The organism is Kitasatospora sp. NBC_00458 (assembly GCF_036013975.1).
Classification (GTDB): Bacteria; Actinomycetota; Actinomycetes; order Streptomycetales; family Streptomycetaceae; genus Kitasatospora.
Genome location: NZ_CP107904.1, coordinates 2986251 through 3006362 on the forward strand (window position 1 = coordinate 2986251; position 20112 = coordinate 3006362).

The 20112-nt window shown below is 74.5% G+C and carries 17 protein-coding genes; 4 read left to right on the forward strand and 13 right to left on the reverse strand.

Annotation, left to right across the window (positions count from 1 at the left end; translation table 11 throughout):
* Positions 1-105 precede the first annotated feature (105 nt).
* On the reverse strand, positions 106-1050 hold the full coding sequence (locus OG550_RS11785) for a PAC2 family protein (RefSeq protein ID WP_327676701.1): 945 nt from the start codon (positions 1048-1050) through the stop codon (positions 106-108).
* 868 nt (positions 1051-1918) lie between these two features.
* On the opposite strand from OG550_RS11785, the gene OG550_RS11790 reads away from it, so the two are divergent.
* Complete coding sequence (locus OG550_RS11790; RefSeq protein WP_327676702.1) at positions 1919-2644, forward strand: GNAT family N-acetyltransferase; 726 nt, start codon at positions 1919-1921, stop codon at positions 2642-2644.
* Between the two features lie 188 nt (positions 2645-2832).
* Here OG550_RS11790 and OG550_RS11795 read toward each other — a convergent pair whose 3' ends face one another.
* Complete coding sequence (locus tag OG550_RS11795) at positions 2833-4185, reverse strand: ADP-ribosylglycohydrolase family protein (protein WP_327676703.1); 1353 nt, start codon at positions 4183-4185, stop codon at positions 2833-2835.
* 112 nt (positions 4186-4297) lie between these two features.
* Here OG550_RS11795 and OG550_RS11800 point away from each other — a divergent pair, with 112 nt between their 5' ends.
* Positions 4298-5299: a hypothetical protein gene (locus OG550_RS11800; RefSeq protein WP_327676705.1), complete on the forward strand. Its 1002-nt coding sequence runs from the start codon at positions 4298-4300 to the stop codon at positions 5297-5299.
* Positions 5300-5390: 91 nt separating this feature from the next.
* On the opposite strand, the gene OG550_RS11805 is transcribed toward OG550_RS11800, so the two are convergent.
* The 8 genes from OG550_RS11805 to OG550_RS11840 form a co-directional block, all read right to left on the reverse strand.
* A complete protein-coding gene (locus OG550_RS11805; RefSeq protein ID WP_327676707.1) occupies positions 5391-5768 on the reverse strand; it encodes a transcriptional regulator in 378 nt (125 codons plus the stop codon).
* Positions 5768-6244 carry a hypothetical protein gene (locus tag OG550_RS11810; RefSeq protein WP_327676709.1) on the reverse strand — a complete coding sequence of 159 codons (477 nt, stop codon included), beginning with the start codon at positions 6242-6244 and terminating at the stop codon, positions 5768-5770. The genes OG550_RS11805 and OG550_RS11810 overlap by 1 nt, the downstream gene beginning before the upstream one ends.
* Before the next feature lie 269 nt (positions 6245-6513).
* On the reverse strand, positions 6514-7074 hold the full coding sequence (locus OG550_RS11815; RefSeq protein ID WP_327676711.1) for a ribonuclease: 561 nt from the start codon (positions 7072-7074) through the stop codon (positions 6514-6516).
* A 396-nt stretch (positions 7075-7470) separates the two neighbouring features.
* Positions 7471-10179 carry a pyruvate, phosphate dikinase gene (ppdK, locus tag OG550_RS11820; RefSeq protein ID WP_327676713.1) on the reverse strand — a complete coding sequence of 903 codons (2709 nt, stop codon included), beginning with the start codon at positions 10177-10179 and terminating at the stop codon, positions 7471-7473.
* 564 nt (positions 10180-10743) lie between these two features.
* Complete coding sequence (gene dusB / locus OG550_RS11825) at positions 10744-11913, reverse strand: tRNA dihydrouridine synthase DusB (RefSeq protein WP_327676715.1); 1170 nt, start codon at positions 11911-11913, stop codon at positions 10744-10746.
* A gap of 212 nt (positions 11914-12125) precedes the next feature.
* Entirely contained in the window at positions 12126-13052 is a 927-nt protein-coding gene (locus OG550_RS11830) for a DUF4097 family beta strand repeat-containing protein (RefSeq protein WP_327676717.1), read from the reverse strand.
* Positions 13053-13054: 2 nt separating this feature from the next.
* The gene (locus OG550_RS11835; protein ID WP_327676719.1) at positions 13055-13699 is read right to left on the reverse strand and encodes a response regulator transcription factor; all 645 of its coding nucleotides are present in this window, start codon (positions 13697-13699) and stop codon (positions 13055-13057) included.
* Positions 13687-14916, reverse strand: coding sequence for a sensor histidine kinase (locus OG550_RS11840; RefSeq protein WP_327676721.1), 1230 nt, complete (start codon positions 14914-14916; stop codon positions 13687-13689). The genes OG550_RS11835 and OG550_RS11840 overlap by 13 nt, the downstream gene beginning before the upstream one ends.
* Positions 14917-15050: 134 nt before the next feature.
* Here OG550_RS11840 and OG550_RS11845 point away from each other — a divergent pair, with 134 nt between their 5' ends.
* Positions 15051-15695 (forward strand): hypothetical protein, encoded by a 645-nt coding sequence (locus OG550_RS11845; protein ID WP_327676723.1) that lies wholly within the window; start codon positions 15051-15053, stop codon positions 15693-15695.
* A gap of 437 nt (positions 15696-16132) precedes the next feature.
* Here the strand turns inward: OG550_RS11845 and OG550_RS11850 are convergent, their stop codons facing one another.
* The gene (locus OG550_RS11850) at positions 16133-17071 is read right to left on the reverse strand and encodes a helix-turn-helix transcriptional regulator (RefSeq protein ID WP_442905983.1); all 939 of its coding nucleotides are present in this window, start codon (positions 17069-17071) and stop codon (positions 16133-16135) included.
* 101 nt (positions 17072-17172) lie between these two features.
* On the opposite strand from OG550_RS11850, the gene OG550_RS11855 reads away from it, so the two are divergent.
* Entirely contained in the window at positions 17173-18690 is a 1518-nt protein-coding gene (locus tag OG550_RS11855) for an MFS transporter (RefSeq protein ID WP_327676725.1), read from the forward strand.
* Between the two features lie 324 nt (positions 18691-19014).
* Here the strand turns inward: OG550_RS11855 and OG550_RS11860 are convergent, their stop codons facing one another.
* Positions 19015-19329 carry a hypothetical protein gene (locus tag OG550_RS11860; RefSeq protein ID WP_327676727.1) on the reverse strand — a complete coding sequence of 105 codons (315 nt, stop codon included), beginning with the start codon at positions 19327-19329 and terminating at the stop codon, positions 19015-19017.
* Positions 19322-19885, reverse strand: coding sequence for an RNA polymerase sigma factor (locus OG550_RS11865; RefSeq protein WP_327676729.1), 564 nt, complete (start codon positions 19883-19885; stop codon positions 19322-19324). Before OG550_RS11865 ends, OG550_RS11860 begins: the two co-directional genes overlap by 8 nt.
* Positions 19886-20112: the final 227 nt, after the last annotated feature.

A 20112-nucleotide genomic window follows, 5' to 3' on the forward strand; every position in this document is an offset into this window, starting at 1 on the left:
CGGACGGAGGCGCCGGATCGATCCCGCCGGGAAGGACCGATCGGTCCGGCCCCTCCCCCTGCCGCTCCCTCTGCCGCTCCCCCGGCGTGTCCCGCTGCGCCCCGCCTACTCCGGACCGCGCTCGTGCTCGGCCAGGAACTGCTCGAAACGCCGGCCCAGCTCGTCCGCCGACGGCAGGTCGACCGGCTCGGCCAGCAGGCTCTCCCGTCCCTCGGCGCCCGCCACCGCGTCGTACTGGCCCTCCATGCCGCGGATCGCCGAACGCAGCTCGCCGTCCCCCTGGGCCAGCTGGTCCTCGATGTCGGCGTACACCCCGTCGACCTGCTCGCGCAGCAGCGTGCCGGGCAGCACGAGCCCGGTGGCGGACTGCACCGCCTCCAGGATCATCACCGCGGCCGCCGGGTACGCCGTGCGGGCCACGTAGTGCGGCACGTGCACGGCGAAGCCGAGCACGTCGTGACCCGCCTCGGCGAGCCGGAACTCCAGCAGGGCCTGCGCACTGCCGGGCACCTGGGCCTGCTCGAACCACTGCGGGTAGCCGGCCGCGAGGTCCAGCCGGTTGCCGTGCGGGGTGAGACCGACCGGGCGGGTGTGCGGCACGCCCATCGGGATGCCGTGGAAGTCCAGCGACAGCCGGACGTCGAAGCGCTCGACCAACTGGCGGACGGCGGCGATGAACCGCTCCCACTCGACGTCCGGCTCCGGCCCGGTGAGCAGCAGGAACGGCGAGCCGGCCGCGTCGTGGACGAGCTGGAGCAGGATCTCCGGCGGCTCGTACGACGACCAGTGCTCGCGGTCGAAGAGCATGGCGGGGCGGCGGGCGCGGTAGTCCACCAGGCGGTCGTGGTCGAACCGGGCGACCACCTGCGGCTCACCCGTCTCCAGCAGGTGGGCGATCACCTGGCCGCCGGCCTCACCGGCGTCCATGAAGCCCTCGAAGTGGTGGAGCAGCACCAGGCCGGCTCCGGTGTCGGCCAACGCGGCCCTGGCCGCGGCCACGGCGGCCACGCCCTGCTGATCCAGCTCGTACAGCGCCTGGGGATCACGCACCGCGCACCCACACCCCGTTCTCTACTCGGTCTCTGCTACTGGTCGGACCCGTACCGGCCCTCCTCGTGCAGCGTGCGACGCTCCGCCGGAATTCCCGCTGCCGGGATTCCCCTCGTGGAGCCGTCCGACACCCGCCGCCCGCCGCCGGACGCCCGCCGTCCCGCCCCGGGAATCCTCCCGCCCCGGGGCGGTCCGACGGGGCCGCGCGGGGCCGAATGCGGCCGAGCGGGACCGGAATGGGTTCGCACGGGGCCACGCGGGGGCGTCCCCGGCCTTTCCGGCCACCGGCGGCCGCCCCCGGCGGCGCCGGAGGGCTCCCGGCGCGCCCCCGGAGGGCCGACCCGACCATGATCGCATCCGACCGGAAAAGCCCTGGTCGGGGGCGGGCGAGGGGCCCGGCGGGGCCGCTCGGGGCCGTACCGGGCGGCCATTCGTGTGCTGCGAAGTGACGCACCGCCTTCTGGCGGGTATCGTCCTCTCGCTGCCTCGCATCGTCGCGTCGTCGTCACGTCGTCCGTAACGCCGTCGATCACGTCCCGGCCCGGTGCTCGGCCAGCCACCTACGACGCATCTTGCCTTCACCTGGCCGCCTGCTTCCCTTCGCGCTCTCGTTTCCTCTTCGGCCATCTCGCGGACGCACACTGTCCCCTCGCTCATCCCGCCGGACCGGTCCGTGGACCCGCGTCCGTTCCGGCACCGCGCTGCCCGCCTCCGGGCCGCCGCCCCCCGCCCCGCCCGACCGGACCTCCGGCGTGCACGGGTACCGGCGGGCGGACGTCCGGGACGGGGCGAAAAGTCCACCGCTCGGCCCGCGCGCACACCCAGGCACGGTCCGACGCCCTCCGACCGATGAAGGACCGAAGGTTCCGTGCCCGTACCTGTCATCCTCACCGGCCGCACCGTGCGGCTGGAGCCCCTCGCCGCGCACCACGCCGAGGCACTTGCCGAGGCCGGCGCCGAGGACCGTACGACCTACGCCTTCACGCCCGTCCCGCACGGCCTGGAAGCGGCCCGCGAGTACGTCTCGCGCGCCCTCGCCGACCAGGCCGCGGGCCGGTCGCTGCCGTTCGCGACGGTGAGCCAGGCCGACGGCCGGGTGGTCGGTTCCACCCGCTTCCTGGAACTCGACTACTGGCAGGGCCCGCTGGTCTGGCCCCCGGTACCGGGCGTGCCGTTCGGCGATCCGGCGACCGCGGTGCCCGACGCCGCCGAGATCGGCAACACCTGGCTCTCGCCGCGCGCCCAGGGCACCGGCATCAACACCGAGGCCAAGCTGCTGATGCTCCGGCACGCCTTCGAGGCGTGGGGCGTCCGACGGATCTCGCTCCGGGCCGACGCCCGCAACCAGCGGTCGCGGGCCGCCATCGAGCGGCTGGGCGCCACCTCCGAGGGCGTCCGCCGGGCGCACTCGCGGGGGCTGGACGGGGTGGTCAGGTCCACCGCGTTCTACTCGATCCTCGACGACGAGTGGCCCGCCGTCCGCGACATCATCGAGCTGCGGATCGCCGCCGCCACCTCGCCGAGCGCCCCGGATCCGGCGATCAACCAGGAGTGCCTTAGACACGGCGGCGGCGGGCAGCTGATCACGGCCTGACGCGGACGGCACGCCGACCGCGGTCGGACCGTGTCGGGGGCGGCCTCGGGACGGGGTGGGGACGGCGTGGGGGCACCCCCCGCCTCCGTTCCGGGGGATCCGGCGGGGCAGGGGCGTCGGGGCACTGCGGGCGACCGGGTCACCGAGCACCGGGTCACCGGGCTACCGGGCCGCCGGGCCGCCGGGCTTCAGCGCGGACGGCCGCGGGCGGCGAGCTCCAGGACCCGTTCCAGGAGCCCCTCCCCGTCCGAGGCCTCGAAGCGGGCCGGATGCGCCTCGACCAGCGCCGACACCGGCCGCCGACCGCCGCCCCGCACGGGAGCCACCCTGACCTCCCAGACCGCGAAGCCGGTCCGGCCGCGGCGCAGGTGCAGCACGCCCTCGGAGGTGTGGGACTCCCACTCCTGCCCGGTGTCGCGCGGGCGCAGGCCCCGCCTGATCCGCTGCCACTCGTCCTCGCTCCAGACCACGTCCGGAACGGGGCACGGACGCGGCAGCCGCAGCGGCACCGGGGAGCCGTCCCCCGGCGGCCGCGCGACGCCGCCCGGCTCGACGAAGGCCCACGCGGGCAGCGGTTCGCGGGCGGCGGTCCAGGCCGCGGGAATGCCCGCCGCCCCGGTGCGGGCGGCGACCACGCCACCGGTGATCGCCGCCACGGTGTCCATGTCCCCGCCGGCGCCCACGGCCTCCCAGAGCGCACCGCGGTAGTCGGTGAGCCGCCGGGCCGCGCACCAGAGCGCGTACGGCACGGTGTCGGCCGCACTGACCCGGCTGCCGTTGCCGAGCACGTTCGCGACGGCCGCGGAGTCCCGCTCCCCCACCAGTGCGACCGCGTCGGTGAGGCCGTCCCGTACGGCGCCGACCGGCGTGAGGTCCCGCACCGACTCCAGGAAGCCCTCCGGGGTCGTGCTCCCGGTCCGGGCCCGCACGGCGAAGGCCGCGGCCACCGCGACGGCGATGGCACCGTCCACGGCCTGCGGGTGGGTGTGGGTGATCAGGGCGCTCGCCGCGGCCGGCTCGACCGCGGCGCCCGGGTCCCCGGCGTGGGCCGCCCCCAGCGGGGCGACCCGCATCGCGGCCCCGTTGCCGTAGGAGCCCTGACCGTCGAAGAGTTCGGCGGCCAGAGCCCCGGCGTCACCGCCCTCGCGGATCAGCCGGAGCAGCCGGTTGGCGGCCGGGCCGTAGCCCCGGTCGAAGTCGTGCCGGTGGGCGAAGGCGTGGGTGAGGTCGAAGGTGTCGACGCTCCCGCGCTCGGTGTGCGCGGCGTACACCGAGCACGCCATCTCGGTGTCGTCGGTCCACGGCCAGGGGCCCGGCGGTGCGGTACGGGCGGCCAGGTGGGCCCTGGCGGTGGCCGGGACGAAGAACTGGGCGCCGAAGGCGTCGCCGACGGAGAGGCCTTCGAGCGCGTCGAGCGCGGGCGAGGCGGTGGAGGCGGTGGAGGCGGTGGACGTGCCGGGTGCGCCGGGCGTGTCGGGCGAGTCGCTCAGGTCGATCGGGTCGGAAGCGGCGGGCGCGGGGCCGGTGTGAGGAGTCGTCATCGCCCCCGAGTCCAGCCGCCGAACCGGTGTCACGTCAACCGCGTTTGACCCGGCCTTACCCCTACGGGCGACGTTTCGCATACCGCCCACCCCGGCGGGAAGCACCCCGGGCATGACCCGCACCGCCTGCCCCGTCGACCCGCTGCGGCTGCTCGGCGCCGACCAGCAGCACATCGTGACCCGCGCGCAGCTGCACCGGCTCGGGGTGCCGTCCGGCACCATCGCCCACCGGCTGCGGCCGGACGGGCCGTGGCAGCAGGTGCTGCCCCGGGTGGTCTGCCTGCAGACCGGGCGGCTGACGCCGCACCAGCGCCTGCGGGCCGCGCTCGCGTACGCGGCACCCAGGGGCCGGGCGAACGCGCCGCGCGGCGAGGTCCTGCTGACCGGGGCCGCCGTGCTGGCCGACGCCGGGCTGCCCTCCGCCGGGCACCCGGCCGACCTGGCCGCGGTCGACGTCCTGGTCCCGGGCGGGCGACGGGTGGCCGACCGGGGGTTCGTCCGGATCCACCGCGCGGCCGGGACGATGCCGGACGGGTTCGAACGCGACGACGGGCTCTGGAGCACCACGGTCGCCCGGGCACTGGCCGACCTCGCCCCCCGGGAGAGCGGCCGGCGCCGGTTCCGGGCGCTCTGCGCCGAGGCCGTCCAGCGGCGGCACTGCGAACTCGGCGAGCTGCTGGACCAGTTGACGGCCCGGCCGGGCGCCCTGGAACTGCCCCGGCTGGCCGGGGTGGTGGAGGAGCTGACCGCCGGGGTCCGTTCGGTCGTCGAGGGCGAGGCCCGGGACGCGGTGCGGGGCGCCGGACTCCCGGAGCCGCTCTGGAACCCGGTGCTCCTCCTGGACGGGCGGTTCCTGGCCGTGCCGGACGCCTACTGGCCACGGGCCTGCGTCGCGCTGGAGATCGACTCCCGGGCCTGGCACCTGCGCCCGGCCGACCACGAGCGGAGCCTCACCCGGGCCAACCGGCTCACCGCCGCCGGCCTGCCGGTGGTCCGCACCACCCCGCTCCAGCTGCGGCGCGACCCGGCCCCCGTGCTGCAGGAGCTGGCCACCCTGCTGGCCGGGGGCCCGCACGGCCCGCACTCCCGGATCACCTGGCGGCGGGCCCGGTGAACCCCGGGCGGCGACGTCGGCCGGTGCACGGCGGCGGTGCACGGCGCCGGGGCCGGCCACCGGAACCCGCGCCGGGGCGGGGCGGGGCGCGTCAGTCGTCGGCGGGGGTCGAGTCCCTGGGAACGGAATCCGCGGGAGCGGCGTCGGCGGGAGCGGCCGCCTCGGTCGCGGCGCCCGCGGCCTCGGCGGCGGCGACCAGGCGCTGGAGCTCGGCGAGGTGCTCGGCGAGGGCCCGGCGGCCGGCTCTGGTCGCCACGAGCCAGGTGCGCGGACGCCGGCCGGCCGACCCCTTCCTGACCTTGAGGTAGCCCGCCTGCTCCAGCGCGGTCGCGGCCTTGCTGAGCACCGAGTCGGAGACCTCGCAGTGATCGCGGACCGTGCCGAACTCGGCCTCCGCACAGGCGCTCAGGAAGGCCAGCACGGTGAGCCTGGTCGGATGCTGGAGCAGCGGGTCGAACGAGGCGGGCATCAGCGGGCCGCCTCGTCCCGCCGGATCCGCCCGGCGAGCCGGCCGGTTCCCGCCCAGAACGCCGCGCCGGCGGCGAGCCCGGCCGCCGCCCCCGTCCACCGCACGCCGCCACCGGCCAGCAGCACCAGGCCCGCAGCGGCCGCACCGGCGGCGAACACCCCGAGGACGGCCAGCACGGCCGGGCCGCCGTAACCGGGAGCCGGACGGTGCACGATCCCCGCCCCGGTCACGGCGATCCTGGCCAGTACGCCGGTCAGTGCGGCAAAGGCCACCCCGAGCACGGCGCTCAGCCAGCCGATCCCGGCACCGATCGCCTGCCCGACGCCGGCCCCGTAGGCGGTGAACGCCGCCGCGAAGGCCGGACCGTACCAGGCGGGCAGGCGACCCGGGGCCTGGGCCGCCGCCTTGGCGCGGTCGGCGAGGCGCAGGGCCTCGGCGGGGGGCATCGCGGGTCGGACGGGCTCGGACGTGCTCATGGGATCCCCCTGTCGTGCGGCGCTTCGGAGTGCATCGCGGCGATTCCACTATGGCATCCACTTTCCGATGTGGAAAGTACTTTCGGCGAGGAGGCTCCGGAGGCGGTCCGGTGGGCGGCCGGCCGGAGCAGGCCGACCGGGGCGGGGCCTCCGCCAGGCCCGCCGCGGCGGCGGACCGGCCACGGCGCGGACCGACCACGGCGCGGCGGTCGGCGGCGCGGCGGTCAGCGGCGCGGCGGTCAGCGGCGCGGACGCCCGCAACGCCGTGGTCAGCAGCGGACGTCGATCTCCTGGAAGGTGGCGTAGTGGTCCGCGGTCCAGTACTGCTCGCCCGAACCGCCCGTGACCACCCGTCGGGCGCCGCGGTCCGCCGAGCCGGGCGTGACGACGGTGAACTCGTGGTAGTAGCCCGAGGCCTTCCGCGGGAGACGGCTCTCCCGGTTCTCGAAGACGATGCCGTCCGAGCGGTAGGGGTAGGGGCCGCCCTTCGCGATCAGGCCGAGGGTGTCGACCGCCTGGGCCGGCAGCTTCGTCCGGCAGACGTCGGCGAGCGACGCGTCGGTCGGCACCCAGGTCCCGGCGGGGACGGGCGTGCCCGGGGCGGACGCGGTACCGGCGGGAGGGGAGGTCTTCGGCGGCGTGGGCCTCGGTGCGGTGGGCTTCGGCGTCGCGGGCCCGTCGGACCCGGGCGTCGCCGGTCCGGCGGAGGGCGTCGCGGAGGCCTTGGACGTGCTGTCGCCGGCGTCGTCCGACAGGACGTACCCGACTGCGGCGGCGAGCACGCAGAGCAGCACGGCCAGGAGGGTGAACAGGCGGTTTCTGCTGGTCATGGGCCCAGCTTGGCAGCCGACCGGGCCGGGACCGGGCAACCGCGCGCGTGGCCGCCGACACACCGGCGGGGCGGGAGACCGGCCAGGCGGGACACCCGCGAAGGGCGTCGGATGGGGCGAGGCCGCGTCAGCGGGAGGACGGCGCCGGGGCACGGCGACCGGAGGCGGGGCGACCGGGGGCAGGGCACGGCGGCAGCCGGGTCGGCGCGGCCTAGGTGCCGACCGGGGCTCCGGCCGGGGAAAAGCAGCGGCCGGGACGGGGACGGACGCCGTTGTCCGTTCCCGCCCCGGCCGCCTCACGTACGCCGGTTCTCCTGCGCCGAGCTCCGGTGTACGCCCCTCCCGGGTGGAGGGGATGCGGTCAGCGAATCGACCGTGCCGAGGGGCTCAGAGCCCTCAGCGCGAGTCGCTGCCCGCGGTCTCGATGGCGGCGCGGCCTGCCTCCAGGCGCGCCACCGGGATCCGGAAGGGGGAGCAGGAGACGTAGTCCAGCCCCACCTCGTGGAAGAAGTGCACCGAGTCCGGGTCGCCGCCGTGCTCGCCGCAGACACCGAGCTTGAGGTCGGGGCGGGTGGCCCGGCCGGCCTCGACGGCGTGCTTGACCAGCGCGCCGACGCCGTCGCGGTCGATGGTCTCGAACGGGGAGACCCCGAAGATGCCCTTCTCCAGGTAGGCCGTGAAGAAGGAGGCCTCGACGTCGTCGCGGGAGAAGCCCCAGACCGTCTGGGTGAGGTCGTTGGTGCCGAAGGAGAAGAACTCGGCGGCCTCGGCGATCTGGCCCGCCGTCACGGCGGCGCGCGGCAGCTCGATCATGGTGCCGAGCTTGATGTCCAGCTGGACGCCGGTGGACTGGGCGACCTCGGCGAGCACGCGCTCGCACTCGTCGCGGACCAGCTCCAGCTCCTGGACGGTGCCGACCAGCGGGATCATCACCTCGGGGCGCGGGTCGGCGCCGGCCAGCTTCCGCTCGGCCGCGGCCTCGGCGATGGCACGGACCTGCATGCCGAACAGGCCGGGGATGACCAGGCCGAGGCGGACACCGCGCAGGCCCAGCATCGGGTTCTGCTCGTGCAGCTTGTGCACCGCCTGGAGCAGGCGCAGGTCGTTCTCGTTCGGGTCCTTGCGGGCCTCGGCGAGCGCGACGCGCACCGACAGCTCGGTGATGTCGGGCAGGAACTCGTGCAGCGGCGGGTCGAGCAGGCGGACGGTGACGGGCAGCCCGTCCATCGCCTGGAAGAGCTCCAGGAAGTCGCCCTTCTGCAGCGGCAGCAGGGTGGAGAGCGCGGCCTCGCGGTCCTTGTCGTTGTCCGCGAGGATCAGGTGCTCGACCTCCTTGCGGCGCTCCTCCCCGAGGAACATGTGCTCGGTGCGGCAGAGGCCGATGCCCTGGGCGCCGTAGCGGCGGGCGCGCCCGCCGTCCTCGGCATTGTCCGCGTTGGCGCGCACGGCGAGCCGGCGGCGGCCGTCGGCGTGCGACATCAGCCGGTGCACGGCCTGGACGAGACCGCCCTGGACGTCGGCGCCCGCGTGCAGGGTGCCCTCGAAGTACTCCACCACCGCGGAGGGGAGCACGGGTACCTCGCCGAGGTAGACCTTGCCGGTCGCGCCGTCGATCGAGACGACGTCGCCCTCCTCCAGCACCAGGCCGTTGGAGGTGGTCATCCGGCGGCGCTTGGTGTCGACCTCAAGCTCCTCGGCGCCGCAGACACAGGTCTTGCCCATGCCTCGGGCGACGACGGCGGCGTGCGAGGTCTTGCCGCCGCGCGAGGTGAGGATGCCCTCGGCGGCGATCATGCCGTCCAGGTCGTCCGGGTTGGTCTCGCGGCGGACCAGGATGACCTTCTCGCCGGAGCGCGACCACTTCACGGCGGTGTACGAGTCGAAGACGATCTTGCCGATCGCGGCGCCGGGCGAGGCGGCGAGGCCCCGGGCGATCTGCTTGGACTCGGCGTCGGGGGCGAAGCGCGGGAACATCAGCTGGGAGAGCTGGCCACCGGTGACCCGCATGAGGGCCTCGTCCAGGTCGATCAGGCCCTGGTCGACCAGCTGGACGGCGATCCGGAAGGCGGCCGCGGCGGTGCGCTTGCCGACCCGGGTCTGCAGCATCCAGAGCTTGCCGCGCTCGATGGTGAACTCGATGTCGCAGAGGTCGAGGTAGTGGTTCTCAAGCGTCTGCATGATCGCCATGAGCTCGTCGTACGACTTCTTGTCGAGCTTCTCCAGCTCGGCCAGCGGCAGGGTGTTGCGGATGCCGGCGACGACGTCCTCGCCCTGGGCGTTGGAGAGGTAGTCGCCGTAGACGCCCTGGGTGCCGGTGGAGGGGTCACGGGTGAAGGCGACGCCGGTGCCGGAGTCCTCGCCGAGGTTGCCGAAGACCATGCTGCAGACGTTGACCGCGGTGCCCAGGTCGTTCGGGATGCGCTCCTGGCGGCGGTAGAGGCGCGCCCGGTCGCCGTTCCAGGAGTGGAAGACGGCGTGGATGGCGAGGTCCATCTGCTCGCGCGGGTCCTGCGGGAAGGCCCGGCCGGTCTCGCGCTCGACGATGGCCTTGAACTCCTCGACCAGCTGCCGGAGGTCGGCGGCGTCCAGGTCGAGGTCGTTGGCGGTGCCCTTGGCGTGCTTGGCCTCGTCCAGGGCCTCCTCGAACAGCTCGCCGTCGACGCCCAGCACGGTCTTGCCGAACATCTGGACCAGGCGGCGGTAGGAGTCCCAGGCGAACCGCTCGTTGCCGGACTGCGCCACCAGGCCGACCACCGAGACGTCGGAGAGGCCGATGTTCAGGACCGTGTCCATCATGCCGGGCATGGAGAACTTGGCGCCCGAGCGGACGGATACGAGGAGCGGGTCGTCGGCCTGGCCGAGCTTCTTGCCCATCTCGTGCTCAAGGGCGTCCAGGTGGGCGCTGATCTCCTCGTGGAGCGAGGAGGGCTCGCTGCCGGTCTCCAGGAAGACCTTGCAGGCCTCGGTGGTGATCGTGAACCCCGGAGGGACGGGGAGCCCGAGGTTGGTCATCTCGGCCAGGTTCGCGCCCTTGCCGCCGAGAAGGTCCTTGAGGTCCTTGTTTCCTTCAGTGAAGGAGTAAACAAACTTCTGCTGGGACGACACGGGGTTGTCTCCTCGCACACGGTTGCCCTGACGCCGGAGAACATACCCATTTCGAAGGCACTTCTGCGCTGCCAATAGGCCGTACGAGGCCGGTACCCAGCGGTAACCCGATAGATCGAATGCACATAAAGGCGTTCACCTCTGTTGATGAAATCGTCCGGATGACGCTAGCTAGCGTTCAAGTCTTGAACGCTGCGAAACAGGAAGATCACACGAGGGGGACGGAGGGTAGCGGTCGGCCATCCGACCTGACGCCCCGGCTTGATTTCCTGCACCCTGAGCGGGCGATCCGCCGCCACCCCCCTTCGGGAAGCGATCCACCGGCGACTTGTTCATTTCGTCCTGTCGGCCACCCTCCACCGACCCCGCATGTGGCAAGCGTCACCAGCGCATCTCACCGCTCGAACGTAGGCCGACTCCGTCGATCGTCGCACTCCGTCCAGAAACATGCTCGTTCCGTGATGCTTGGCTGCCAAAAGGGAGCCCTCTTGGCCAGATCGGCAAAGAGGGCTGGGACGAGGTGGCGAGAGGCCCTGAAGGGGTGTCTTCGCCACTACGGACAGATCATCCGCCGGATGTATCCGATTCGGCGTCTGCGCCCGGTCGGGCACAGTCGTACGGATCGTCCAACCAGCCCTCGGGCAGAACCACCCGGTTGTTGCCGCTGGTCCGCCCCCGCGGGCCGTCGGCACCGGCCGGCCAGGCCTGCGACTGCTCCACCAGGGCGAGGGTTTCGGCCAGTTCGGCCAACGAGGAGGAGTTCGCGAGCCTCACGCGCAGCTCCGAACCGACCGAGAAGCCCTTGGTGTACCAGGCGACGTGCTTGCGGAAGTCGATCACACCACGGGCCTCGTCCCCCAGCCACTCGCCGAGCAGCTGCGCATGGCGGACCATCGCGCGCGACACGTCGGCGAAGGTCGGGCGGGCGTAGTCGACCTCGCCCTCGAAGATCGCCACCAGGTCCTTGAACAGCCACGGCCGGCCCAGGCAGCCGCGCCCGACGACCACGCCGTCACAGCCGGTCTCGCGCATCATCCGCAGCGCGTCGTCCGCGGACCAGATGTCCCCGTTGCCGAGCACCGGGATCTCCGCCGGGACGGACTCGCGCAGCCGGGCGATCGCCGACCAGTCCGCGGTGCCGCCGTAGTGCTGAGCGGCGGTGCGCCCGTGCAGGGCGATCGCGGACACCCCCTCCTCCGCGCCGATCCGGCCGGCGTCCAGGAAGGTGAGGTGGTCGTCGTCGATGCCCTTGCGCATCTTCATGGTGACCGGGAGGTCGCCGGCGTTGGCCACGGCCTCCCGGAGGATCTCGCGCAGCAGGTTGCGCTTGTACGGCAGCGCCGAGCCGCCGCCCTTGCGGGTCACCTTGGGGACGGGGCAGCCGAAGTTCAGGTCGATGTGGTCGGCCAGGCCCTCGTCGGCGATCATCCGGGCCGCCTTGCCGACGGTCACCGGGTCCACGCCGTACAGCTGGATCGAGCGGGGCTTCTCACTCGGGTCGAACTTGATCAGCTGCATGGTCTTGGCGTTGCGCTCCACCAGGGCCCTGGTGGTGATCATCTCGGAGACGTACAAACCCTTGCCCCCGCTCTGCTCACGGCAGAGGGTGCGGAAGGGCGCGTTGGTGATGCCGGCCATCGGCGCCAGCACGACGGGCGGCCAGACCCGCATCGGACCGATGTTCAGCGGCGCGAACTCGGTGCTGGTCGCGGTGGGTGCGGGCGTGGCTGTCATGCGCGGCTGACCTCGGGGAAGGGGGCTCGGGACTCTTCATTGTCCCCCACCCGGGGGATCGGGCCGGGAGACGGGCGTTCGGGGGGTCCGGGGGCGGGGTGCGGGCGCGAGTGCGGGCGCGCTACCGCGATGCGGCGGGCGTGGCCGCGCCGGGCCGGGCCGGGCCGGGCCGGGCCGGGCCGGGCGATCGTGGCTGCGGGCGCGGTCGCGGGTCAGCCCTCCGACGTGGCACCGGGAACGGAGAGGACCGTCACCGAGCCTGAGGTCACCGAGACCCGGACCTGGTTGGTGCTGGACTGGTCCGCCAGCAGCGGGTCGATGTGGCGGGAGCCCGACACGATGCCTCCGTTGAACCGGTAGCCCGAGCCCCGCGGCAGGCCCAGCGTCACCGCCCCGGACGTCGCCCCGACGTCCACGACCTGCGGCGGCCGGACGAACGACAGGTCGACCGAGCCCGAGGTCGCCCGCACCTCCGCGGAGGCGGAAGCGAGTCCCGTCCCCTTCACCGACCCCGAGGTGGTGCTCACGGCCACCGGCCCCGGGAGGTCCGTCAACCGGATCGACCCCGAGGTGGAGTCGAGCCGCACCTCCCCGGTCACCCCGGTCACCTCCACACTGCCGGAGGACCCGGTGCCCTCCACCGAGACGCCTACCGGCACCTCCAGCTCGATCTCCGCACCGCAGCCGAGCTCGGCCGCCGGTATCACCTGGTTGCAGCGCATCCCGACCCTGAGGTCGGTCCGGTCGAAGAGCACCGAGACGAGCGGCGGGCGGATCATCCAGTCCAGCTCCTGCCGGACCACCACCCTCCCCTCCTGCCCCGGCCGGATCCGGACGGTCGCCGAGCCAGTGTCCAGCACGACCCTGGTCACGGCCACCGGGTACGACTTCTCCGATTCCCTCCGCTGCTGCACGACCATCGCCCAGGTCTGCACCGCGCCGACGACCAGCGTCACGACCAGGGCCAGCAGCCCGAGCACCCGCCAGGCCCGGTACCCGCGCGCGGGCGGCTCCTGCCCACCGCCCCGCCCCCGCCGCCGGGGGGTGCGCTCTCCCGTGCCTCCGCTCTCCTCCCTCTCCTGTCCCGTCCGCCGTTCCTTCTCCTTCTCCCTCTCCTGCTCCCTCGCGCGGTTCGGCACGGCTACCCGACCTCCAGGAAGCGCAGCACCGCCAGCACCCGGCGGTGGCTGTCGTCGGCCGGCGGCAGGTCGAGCTTGGCGAAGATCGAGTTGATGTGCTTGGCCACCGCGCTGTCGCTGACCACCAGGGCACCGGCGATCGCCGCGTTGGACCGGCCCTCCGCCATCAGGCCCAGCACGTCCCGCTCCCGCGGGGTCAGCCGCTCCAGCGGATCCCGGTGGCGGCGGACCAGCAGCTGCGCGACCACCTCCGGGTCCAGCGCGGTACCGCCCTCCGCGACCCGCTGCAGCGCCTCCACGAAGTCGTCCACATTGGCCACCCGCTGCTTGAGCAGGTAGCCGACCCCGCTGGTGTTGGTGGCCAGCAGGTCGGCGGCGTACCGCTCCTCCACGAACTGGGAGAGCAGCAGCACCGCCACCTCCGGCCACTGCCGGCGGATCAGCAACGCGGCCCGGACGCCCTCGTCGGTGTAGCCCGGCGGCATCCGGACGTCGGCCACCACCACCTTCGGGCGGTGCTCCTCGACCGCGGCGAGCAGCGCCTCGGCGTCCCCGACCGCGGCGGCCACCTCGAAGCCCACCGCCTCCAGGACCTTGACCAGCCCGACCCTGAGCAGGACCGAGTCCTCGGCGATCACAGCACGCACGGCAACTCCACAGTGATGGTGGTCGGGCCCCCGAGGGGGCTGAGAACGGACAGGGTGCCGTCGACCGAGGCGGCGCGCTTGCGCAGACCGGTCAGGCCGGTGCCGCGCGAGGCGTCCGCGCCGCCCACGCCGTCGTCGCTGATGATCAGGCGCAGCTGACCGCCGACCGTCCGCACCGAGAGGCTCACCCGGGAGGCCCTGGCGTGCTTGGCCACGTTGGTCAGCGCCTCGGAGACGGTGAAGTAGGCGACCGCCTCGACGGTCGGGGCTATCCGCTCGGCCAGGTCGACGTCCAGGCGGACCGGGAGCGGGGCGCGGGCCGCGATGCCCGAGAGCGCCGCGTCCAGACCGCGGTCCTCCAGGACCGCCGGGTGCAGGCCTCGGACCAGGTCGCGCAGTTCGTCGATGGCCGCCTGGGCCTCCTCGTGCGCCTCGACGATCACCTGCATGGCCTCGGGCGGGACGTCCTTGAGGGTCCGCCGGGCCAGGCCCAGGTTCATCGCGAGCGAGGTGAGGCGCTGCTGGGTGCCGTCGTGCAGGTCGCGCTCGATCCGGCGGCGTTCGGCGTCGACGGCGTCGACCAGGCCGGCCCGGCTCTCGACCACCTCCTCGATCCGGTGCTCCAGCGCCTCCGCCCGGCCCGGACCGAGCAGGCGCACCGCCGCGACCTCCTCCAGCCGGGCCAGCAGGGCCACCGCGAGGGGCAGCACGGCGAGCAGGGCGAGGCCGCCCGCGGTCACCGGCAGGTCCAGCTGGAGCCACCGCTGCCGCACCGGGTTGGAGAGCGGCATCAGCCAGGCCCAGCCGAACACGGTGCTCGCGACCAGGGCCGCCCCCCAGGCGTAGACGGCCCCCATCGCGCCGATCGCGAGCAACGGGCCGACCAGCAGGTGGTAGCCGACCTGGCGCCAGCTGATCCCGGTGCGCAGCCTGGTCAGCAGCCCCTCCGGGAGGCCGGCCGGCCTCAGCAGCGGCCGCACCTCCACCCCGCGCAGCACCCGCAGCCGGCTGCGCTGGGCCGCCGTCAGCGGGCGCAGGGAGATCAGGACCAGGCCCAGGAGGAGGAAGGTCGACTTCGGGATCACGGCGGCCACCACCACCGGCAGCGCCAGTGGGATGCCGGAGGCGATGAAACGGGTGTCCCGCCAGGCGGCGGCCGACCACGGGGGCCGGGCGGCGCTCCTGGCGAGCGCGCGGCGCAGCGTCGTGGAGGGCATGGCCGACAGCCTAGAGCTGCATGATCGTCGCCCACCATGAAGGGTGCTGCCGAAAAAGGGTGTACCTGGGTACACCCTCAAGTCGGTCCGGCGCACTACCGACAGCAACGGCCGCCCACGCCACGCTTGACGGTATGACGAGCACCGCATCGCACTCCGCCCACCCGCCGCACGGGCACCCCGCCTGCTGCCCGGAGCACCTCGCCGCGGCCGCCGCCGCCGAGGGGCGGCTGCCGGTCGGACCGGCGGGCCCCTCCGCCGTGCCCGACCGGGCGGCGGTGCCCGGCGGCCCGACCGGGCCCTGGTCGGTCCGCAGCGTGCGGGCCGGGCGCAGCCGCGGCCGCGCGGCGCTGGAGCTGTACGAGTACGGCGAGCTGGTGGACGTGCTGGTGGCGTCCCGGCTCGGCGGCGGGCTGCTGCGCGGCGCCCGGTCGTGGGCGGTCCCCGGCGGGGCCGGTTGCGCGGACGCCGGGCGGTTCGCGGGCGCCGGCAGGCAGCGGCTCCGGCACGGACTGGCCTGGGGGCGGCTGCCGCGCGGTGCCGCGGCGCCCGCCGTCGGGTTCACCGCCGGGCGGCGGCTGCGGTGGCCCGGGCGGCCGGCCCCGGTCGTCGCGGTGGCCGAGGTGGTCACGGTGGCCGACGAGTTGTGGCTGGCGTGGGCCGAGGGCGTGTTCGACGGCGTGCTCGTCGAGGCGACGGACGGCACCGCCGTCGAGCGGCGCGCGCTGGAGCGGGTCCGCCACCGGGTCGGAGGCGCCGCGCTCGGGGGTGCCGCATGAGCACGGCCGTCCTCGCGGACCGGCCCGGCGGCCGGCTGCCGTGGCCCTTCCCCGTCGCCCTCGGTGCCCGTGCCGAGCGGGTGCCCGCGTTCGCCGCGCTGGCGCTGCTGCCCTGGCTGGCCGTGCTCGCGGCCTCCGGCGAGACCGCGTGGGTCGTCCTCGACCTGCTCGAACTCGCCGCCCTGCTCCGGCTGGACGCCCTGCTGCACCACCGCAGTCCGGCCGCGGTCCGGCCCGCCGCCGCGGTCGCCCTGCTGCTCGTCTCGGACGCCCTGTTCGACATCGCCACCGCCGGGCCGGGGCACGAGACGCTCGCCGCACTCGTGATGGCCGGCTGTGTCGAGCTGCCGCTGGCGGCCCTCTGCCTGGCCCTGGGCCGGGCCCGCGCTGCCGGCAGGGCGGTCGGCCGGGAGGTCGGCAGGGTGGCCGCCGTCCGGTCAGCGCAGCCGCGCCGCCGTCGGCGTGCCGGTCGGCAGCCGGGCCGTCAGCGCACGGGTCTCCTCGTCCCGCGGGGTGTAGACGATCATCCGGGGGCCCTGCCGCGGTCCGAGCCAGAGGCTGGTGTACTCGAACCTCAGCAGGCCCACCTCCGGGACGAGGAAGCGCTTCAGCCCGTTGCCCGGCCGCAGGACGTCGTGCCGCTGCCAGGCCGCGTCGAAGTCCGGGGACGCTTTGCGCAGCCGGCAGAGCAGCGTCCGCCAGGCGGGCTCGGCACCGTGCTCGCCCATGCCCGAGCGGAACCGGGCCACCATGACGTCCCGCTCGTACTCGTGGTCGACCAGCACGTCGTGGAAGCGCGAGGGGGTGAACGCCAGCCACATCAGGTTGCGGTCCTCGTGCGGCAGCTCCTCCAGGTCCCCGACGATCCCGGTGTACTGCGCGTTGGAGGCGAGCACGTCGTAGCGGGAGTTGATCACCGCGGCCGGGTACGGCGCCATCCGGTCCAGCATCATCCGGACGCCGGGCGTCACCGTCGGGCACTCCACCACCGGCGTCGGGTCCTCGGCGCCGGCCAGTGCGAACAGGTGGGCCCGCTCGCTCGGATCGAGGAGCAGGGCCCGGGCCACCGCGTCCAGGACCTGGACGGACACCTGGATGGCCCGCCCCTGTTCCAGCCACGTGTACCAGGTCACGCCGACGGCGGCGAGCTGCGCCACCTCCTCCCGGCGCAGCCCCGGAGTCCGGCGGCGGCCCGTCAGCGGCAGGCCCACCTGCTCGGGGGCGATCCGCTCACGGCGGCTGCGCAGGAAGGCCGCCAGCTCGTTCCGGCGGGCATCGGCGGCGGGTACCTCGCCCTTGTTCGCGGTGGCGGCCGTACCGGCCGGGGCCGCACCGGTCGGTGCGCTGTCCTTCGCGGCGGCAGTCGTCAGACTCATCCCCTCAGCATGCGCCACCCGTCATCCTGTTGCCAGGTACTGCTCATACCTGGATAAGCACACTCTGGTACCAGGGTCCGGCGGCGCGGATCGTATGACCCGTGACCCAACAACTCGCCGTCGCCACGTCCACCGCCGAGACCACCGTCACGGCACCCGTCGGCCCCACCGGACCGGCCACCGCCACCCCGGCCGTTTCGACCGACACCCCCGCCGCCCCCACCACTGCCGCCGCCCGTTCCTCGCTCGGCACGGCCGGACTGGTCACCGTCCTGCTCGGGGCGTTCCTCCCGATGCTGGACTTCTTCATCGTCAACGTCGCCCTGCCGACCATCGACCACGACCTCGCCGCCGGTCCCGCCGTGCTGGAACTGGTCGCCGCCGGGTACGGCATCGCCTTCGCCGTCCTGCTGGTCCTCGGTGGCCGACTCGGTGACATCTACGGCCGCCGCCGCCTCTTCGTCGTCGGCGCCGCCGCCTTCGCGGTGACCTCGCTCGCCTGCGGCCTCGCCCCCGGCGCCTGGAGCCTGGTCGCCGCCCGCGCCGCCCAGGGCGCCTCGGCAGCCCTGCTGGTCCCCCAGGTCCTCGGCACCATCACCGCCGCCACCCACGGCGCCCGGCGCGGCCGGGCCCTCTCCGTCTACGGCGCGGTCGGCGGCATCTCGGTGGTGATCGGCCAGGTGCTCGGCGGGATCCTGGTCGCCGCCGACGTCTTCGGCACCGGCTGGCGCTCGATCTTCCTGCTGAACGTCCCCTTCGCCCTCCTCACCGTGGTCCTCGCCTTCCGGTACGTCCCGGAGAGCCGGGCCGAGCAGGCCGCCAAGGTCGACGTCGCCGGCACCGTCCTGCTCACCGCCGCCATGCTCGCCCTGCTGGTCCCGCTGATGGAGGGCCGCGCCGCCGGCTGGCCGCTCTGGTCCTGGCTGCTCCTGGCGCTGTTCCCGGTCTTCGCCGCCGCCTTCGTCCTGGTCGAGCTGCGGGCCGAGCGGCGCGGCGGATCCCCGCTGGTGCCGCCGACCCTGCTGCGGATCCCCGAGATGCGGCGCGGTCTCGGCATCGCCCTCCCCTACTTCGGCGGCTTCGGCGGCTTCATGTTCGTCGTCGCCGTCGCCCTCCAGCAGGGTCTCCACCTCGGCCCGGTCGCGGCCGGCTGGGCGTTGGTCCCGATGGCCGTCGGCTACTTCACCGCCTCGCTCGCCGGCCCCCGCCTGATCGGCCGCTTCGGCAGCCGCGTCCTCACCGCCGGCGCCGTCGTCCAGGCACTCGGCCTCGCCACCCTGGCCCTCACCGTCCTCGCCGACTGGTCCCACTTCTCGGCGCTCCGGATGGCGCCCGGCGTCGCGCTCGCCGGCATCGGCCAGGGCCTGATCGGGACCCCGCTGTTCCGCGTCGTCCTCTCCAAGGTCCCCGCCGACCGGGCCGGCGTCGGCAGCGGTGTGCTCGCCACCAGCCAGCAGTCCAGCCTGGCCCTCGGGGTCGCCACCCTCGGCACCCTCTACCTGGCGCTGTCCCCGACGCTGGGCCTCGACCGCGCCCTCGCCCTCTGCCTGGGCATCCAGCTCCTCGGCTCCTTCACCATCCTCTACCTCACCCTCCGCCTCCCCCGCTCCATCGGGTGAGGCCGGGTGCAGCTCGTTCGCATGAAAGCGACGTGCCCCGCCGGAACTCACGGACGCGTCCGAGGACCTGCTCCACCGCGTGCTCCGCGTTCGTCCCTCCGACCCGATCGTCCGGGCCGCCCGACTGTTCCCCACACCTCGTCTACGCACGTCGGACGCCATCCACCTGGCCAGTGCCGAACACCTGGAGCACGCTCTCACCGCATTCGTCGCCTACGACAAGCGTCTTGCCGAAGCCGCCGCCACGCGCGCTCTCCCCGCCCTGGCACCCGGCCGGACCGCACCGGGTGCCGACGGCCGGTGGCCCGCGGCGGAAGGGCGCCCTCAGCCCGGTCGACCGGTGGTCAGCGTGCAGTGGCCGTCCTCGCAGGAGCGCTGCACCCGGCCCCGCGAGACGGTCTCCAGCAGCCCGATCGCCCAGCACGTCGGACAGCCCCGCAGGGCGACCACGCCGACCGGGAGCAGCAGCAGGGCCACCGGGCCGACCACCGGAATCAGCGCGAACGCACCGATCAGCGCCCCGAAGCCCACCGCGCCACGCGCCAGATGCCGCGGCAGCGAGGCGCTCGCGAAGCCCGAGCCGTCGGTCGGACGGCCGGTCGGACGGCCGGTCGGACGGCCGGTCGGACGGTCAGTCATCGCCACCTCCGGGGAACGGCCGGGCACCGTCACGGAGCGTCTGCCGGACGGCCGAGCGGGCGCGGTGCAGCCTCGACTTCATCGCCGGTCCGCTCAGGCCCAGCGCATCGGCGACCATCCGCCCGCTGAGGCCCTGCACGTCCCGCATGACCAGGACCCGGCGCTGGTCGGGCGGGAGCGCCGCGATGGCCGCCGCCACCCGGCCCGCCTCCAGACGGTCCAGCACCTCGTCCTCCGCCGAAGGGGCGACGTCCTCCTCGGCCTGCGGCCGGTCGCGCAGCAGCGTGCGCGCCCGGCGCAGGCACTCGTTGCGGACGATCCGGAACGTCCACGACGCGAGCGCTCCGGACGCCCGCAGCATCCCGATCTTCCGGTACAGGATGATCAGCGCCTCCTGCGCGGCGTCCTCGGCGTCCTGGGGAGAACTGCAGAGCGACCGTGCGAACCGCTGCACGTGCGGGTGCGCACCCGACACCAGCGCGGCCAGCGAATCGACGTCGCCCCGCTGCGCCGCTCTCACCAACTGCTCCCCCGGCCAGGCGACGGACTCAGCCACGACCCCTCCCACGCTTCCGGAGCACGACCACGCTGCACGTGCACAACAGCACCACGACGACGGCGACGGCGATTCCGACGACCACGACGACCTCCCGAGTCACGCCCCGGCGTCCTTCCACCGGAGACATCCATAGGAGACCCGCACCCGGCCGAAGGATTCGGCCCGGACCACGGATTCTTCCGCCCGTCCCCGGCCACCCCACACCCCGCCCCACACCCCACCCG

Excerpts from the sequence above, each read along its gene's own strand:
- OG550_RS11795 (WP_327676703.1), bottom strand. The coding sequence starts at position 4,185 with ATGACGACTCCTCACACCGGCCCCGCGCCCGCCGCTTCCGACCCGATC.
- OG550_RS11800 (WP_327676705.1), top strand. The coding sequence starts at position 4,298 with ATGACCCGCACCGCCTGCCCCGTCGACCCGCTGCGGCTGCTCGGCGCC.
- OG550_RS11805 (WP_327676707.1), bottom strand. The coding sequence starts at position 5,768 with ATGCCCGCCTCGTTCGACCCGCTGCTCCAGCATCCGACCAGGCTCACC.
- OG550_RS11810 (WP_327676709.1), bottom strand. The coding sequence starts at position 6,244 with ATGAGCACGTCCGAGCCCGTCCGACCCGCGATGCCCCCCGCCGAGGCC.
- OG550_RS11815 (WP_327676711.1), bottom strand. The coding sequence starts at position 7,074 with ATGACCAGCAGAAACCGCCTGTTCACCCTCCTGGCCGTGCTGCTCTGC.
- dusB (WP_327676715.1), bottom strand. The coding sequence starts at position 11,913 with ATGACAGCCACGCCCGCACCCACCGCGACCAGCACCGAGTTCGCGCCG.
- OG550_RS11840 (WP_327676721.1), bottom strand. The coding sequence starts at position 14,916 with ATGCCCTCCACGACGCTGCGCCGCGCGCTCGCCAGGAGCGCCGCCCGG.
- OG550_RS11845 (WP_327676723.1), top strand. The coding sequence starts at position 15,051 with ATGACGAGCACCGCATCGCACTCCGCCCACCCGCCGCACGGGCACCCC.
- OG550_RS11850 (WP_442905983.1), bottom strand. The coding sequence starts at position 17,071 with ATGAGTCTGACGACTGCCGCCGCGAAGGACAGCGCACCGACCGGTGCG.
- OG550_RS11860 (WP_327676727.1), bottom strand. The coding sequence starts at position 19,329 with ATGACTGACCGTCCGACCGGCCGTCCGACCGGCCGTCCGACCGGCCGT.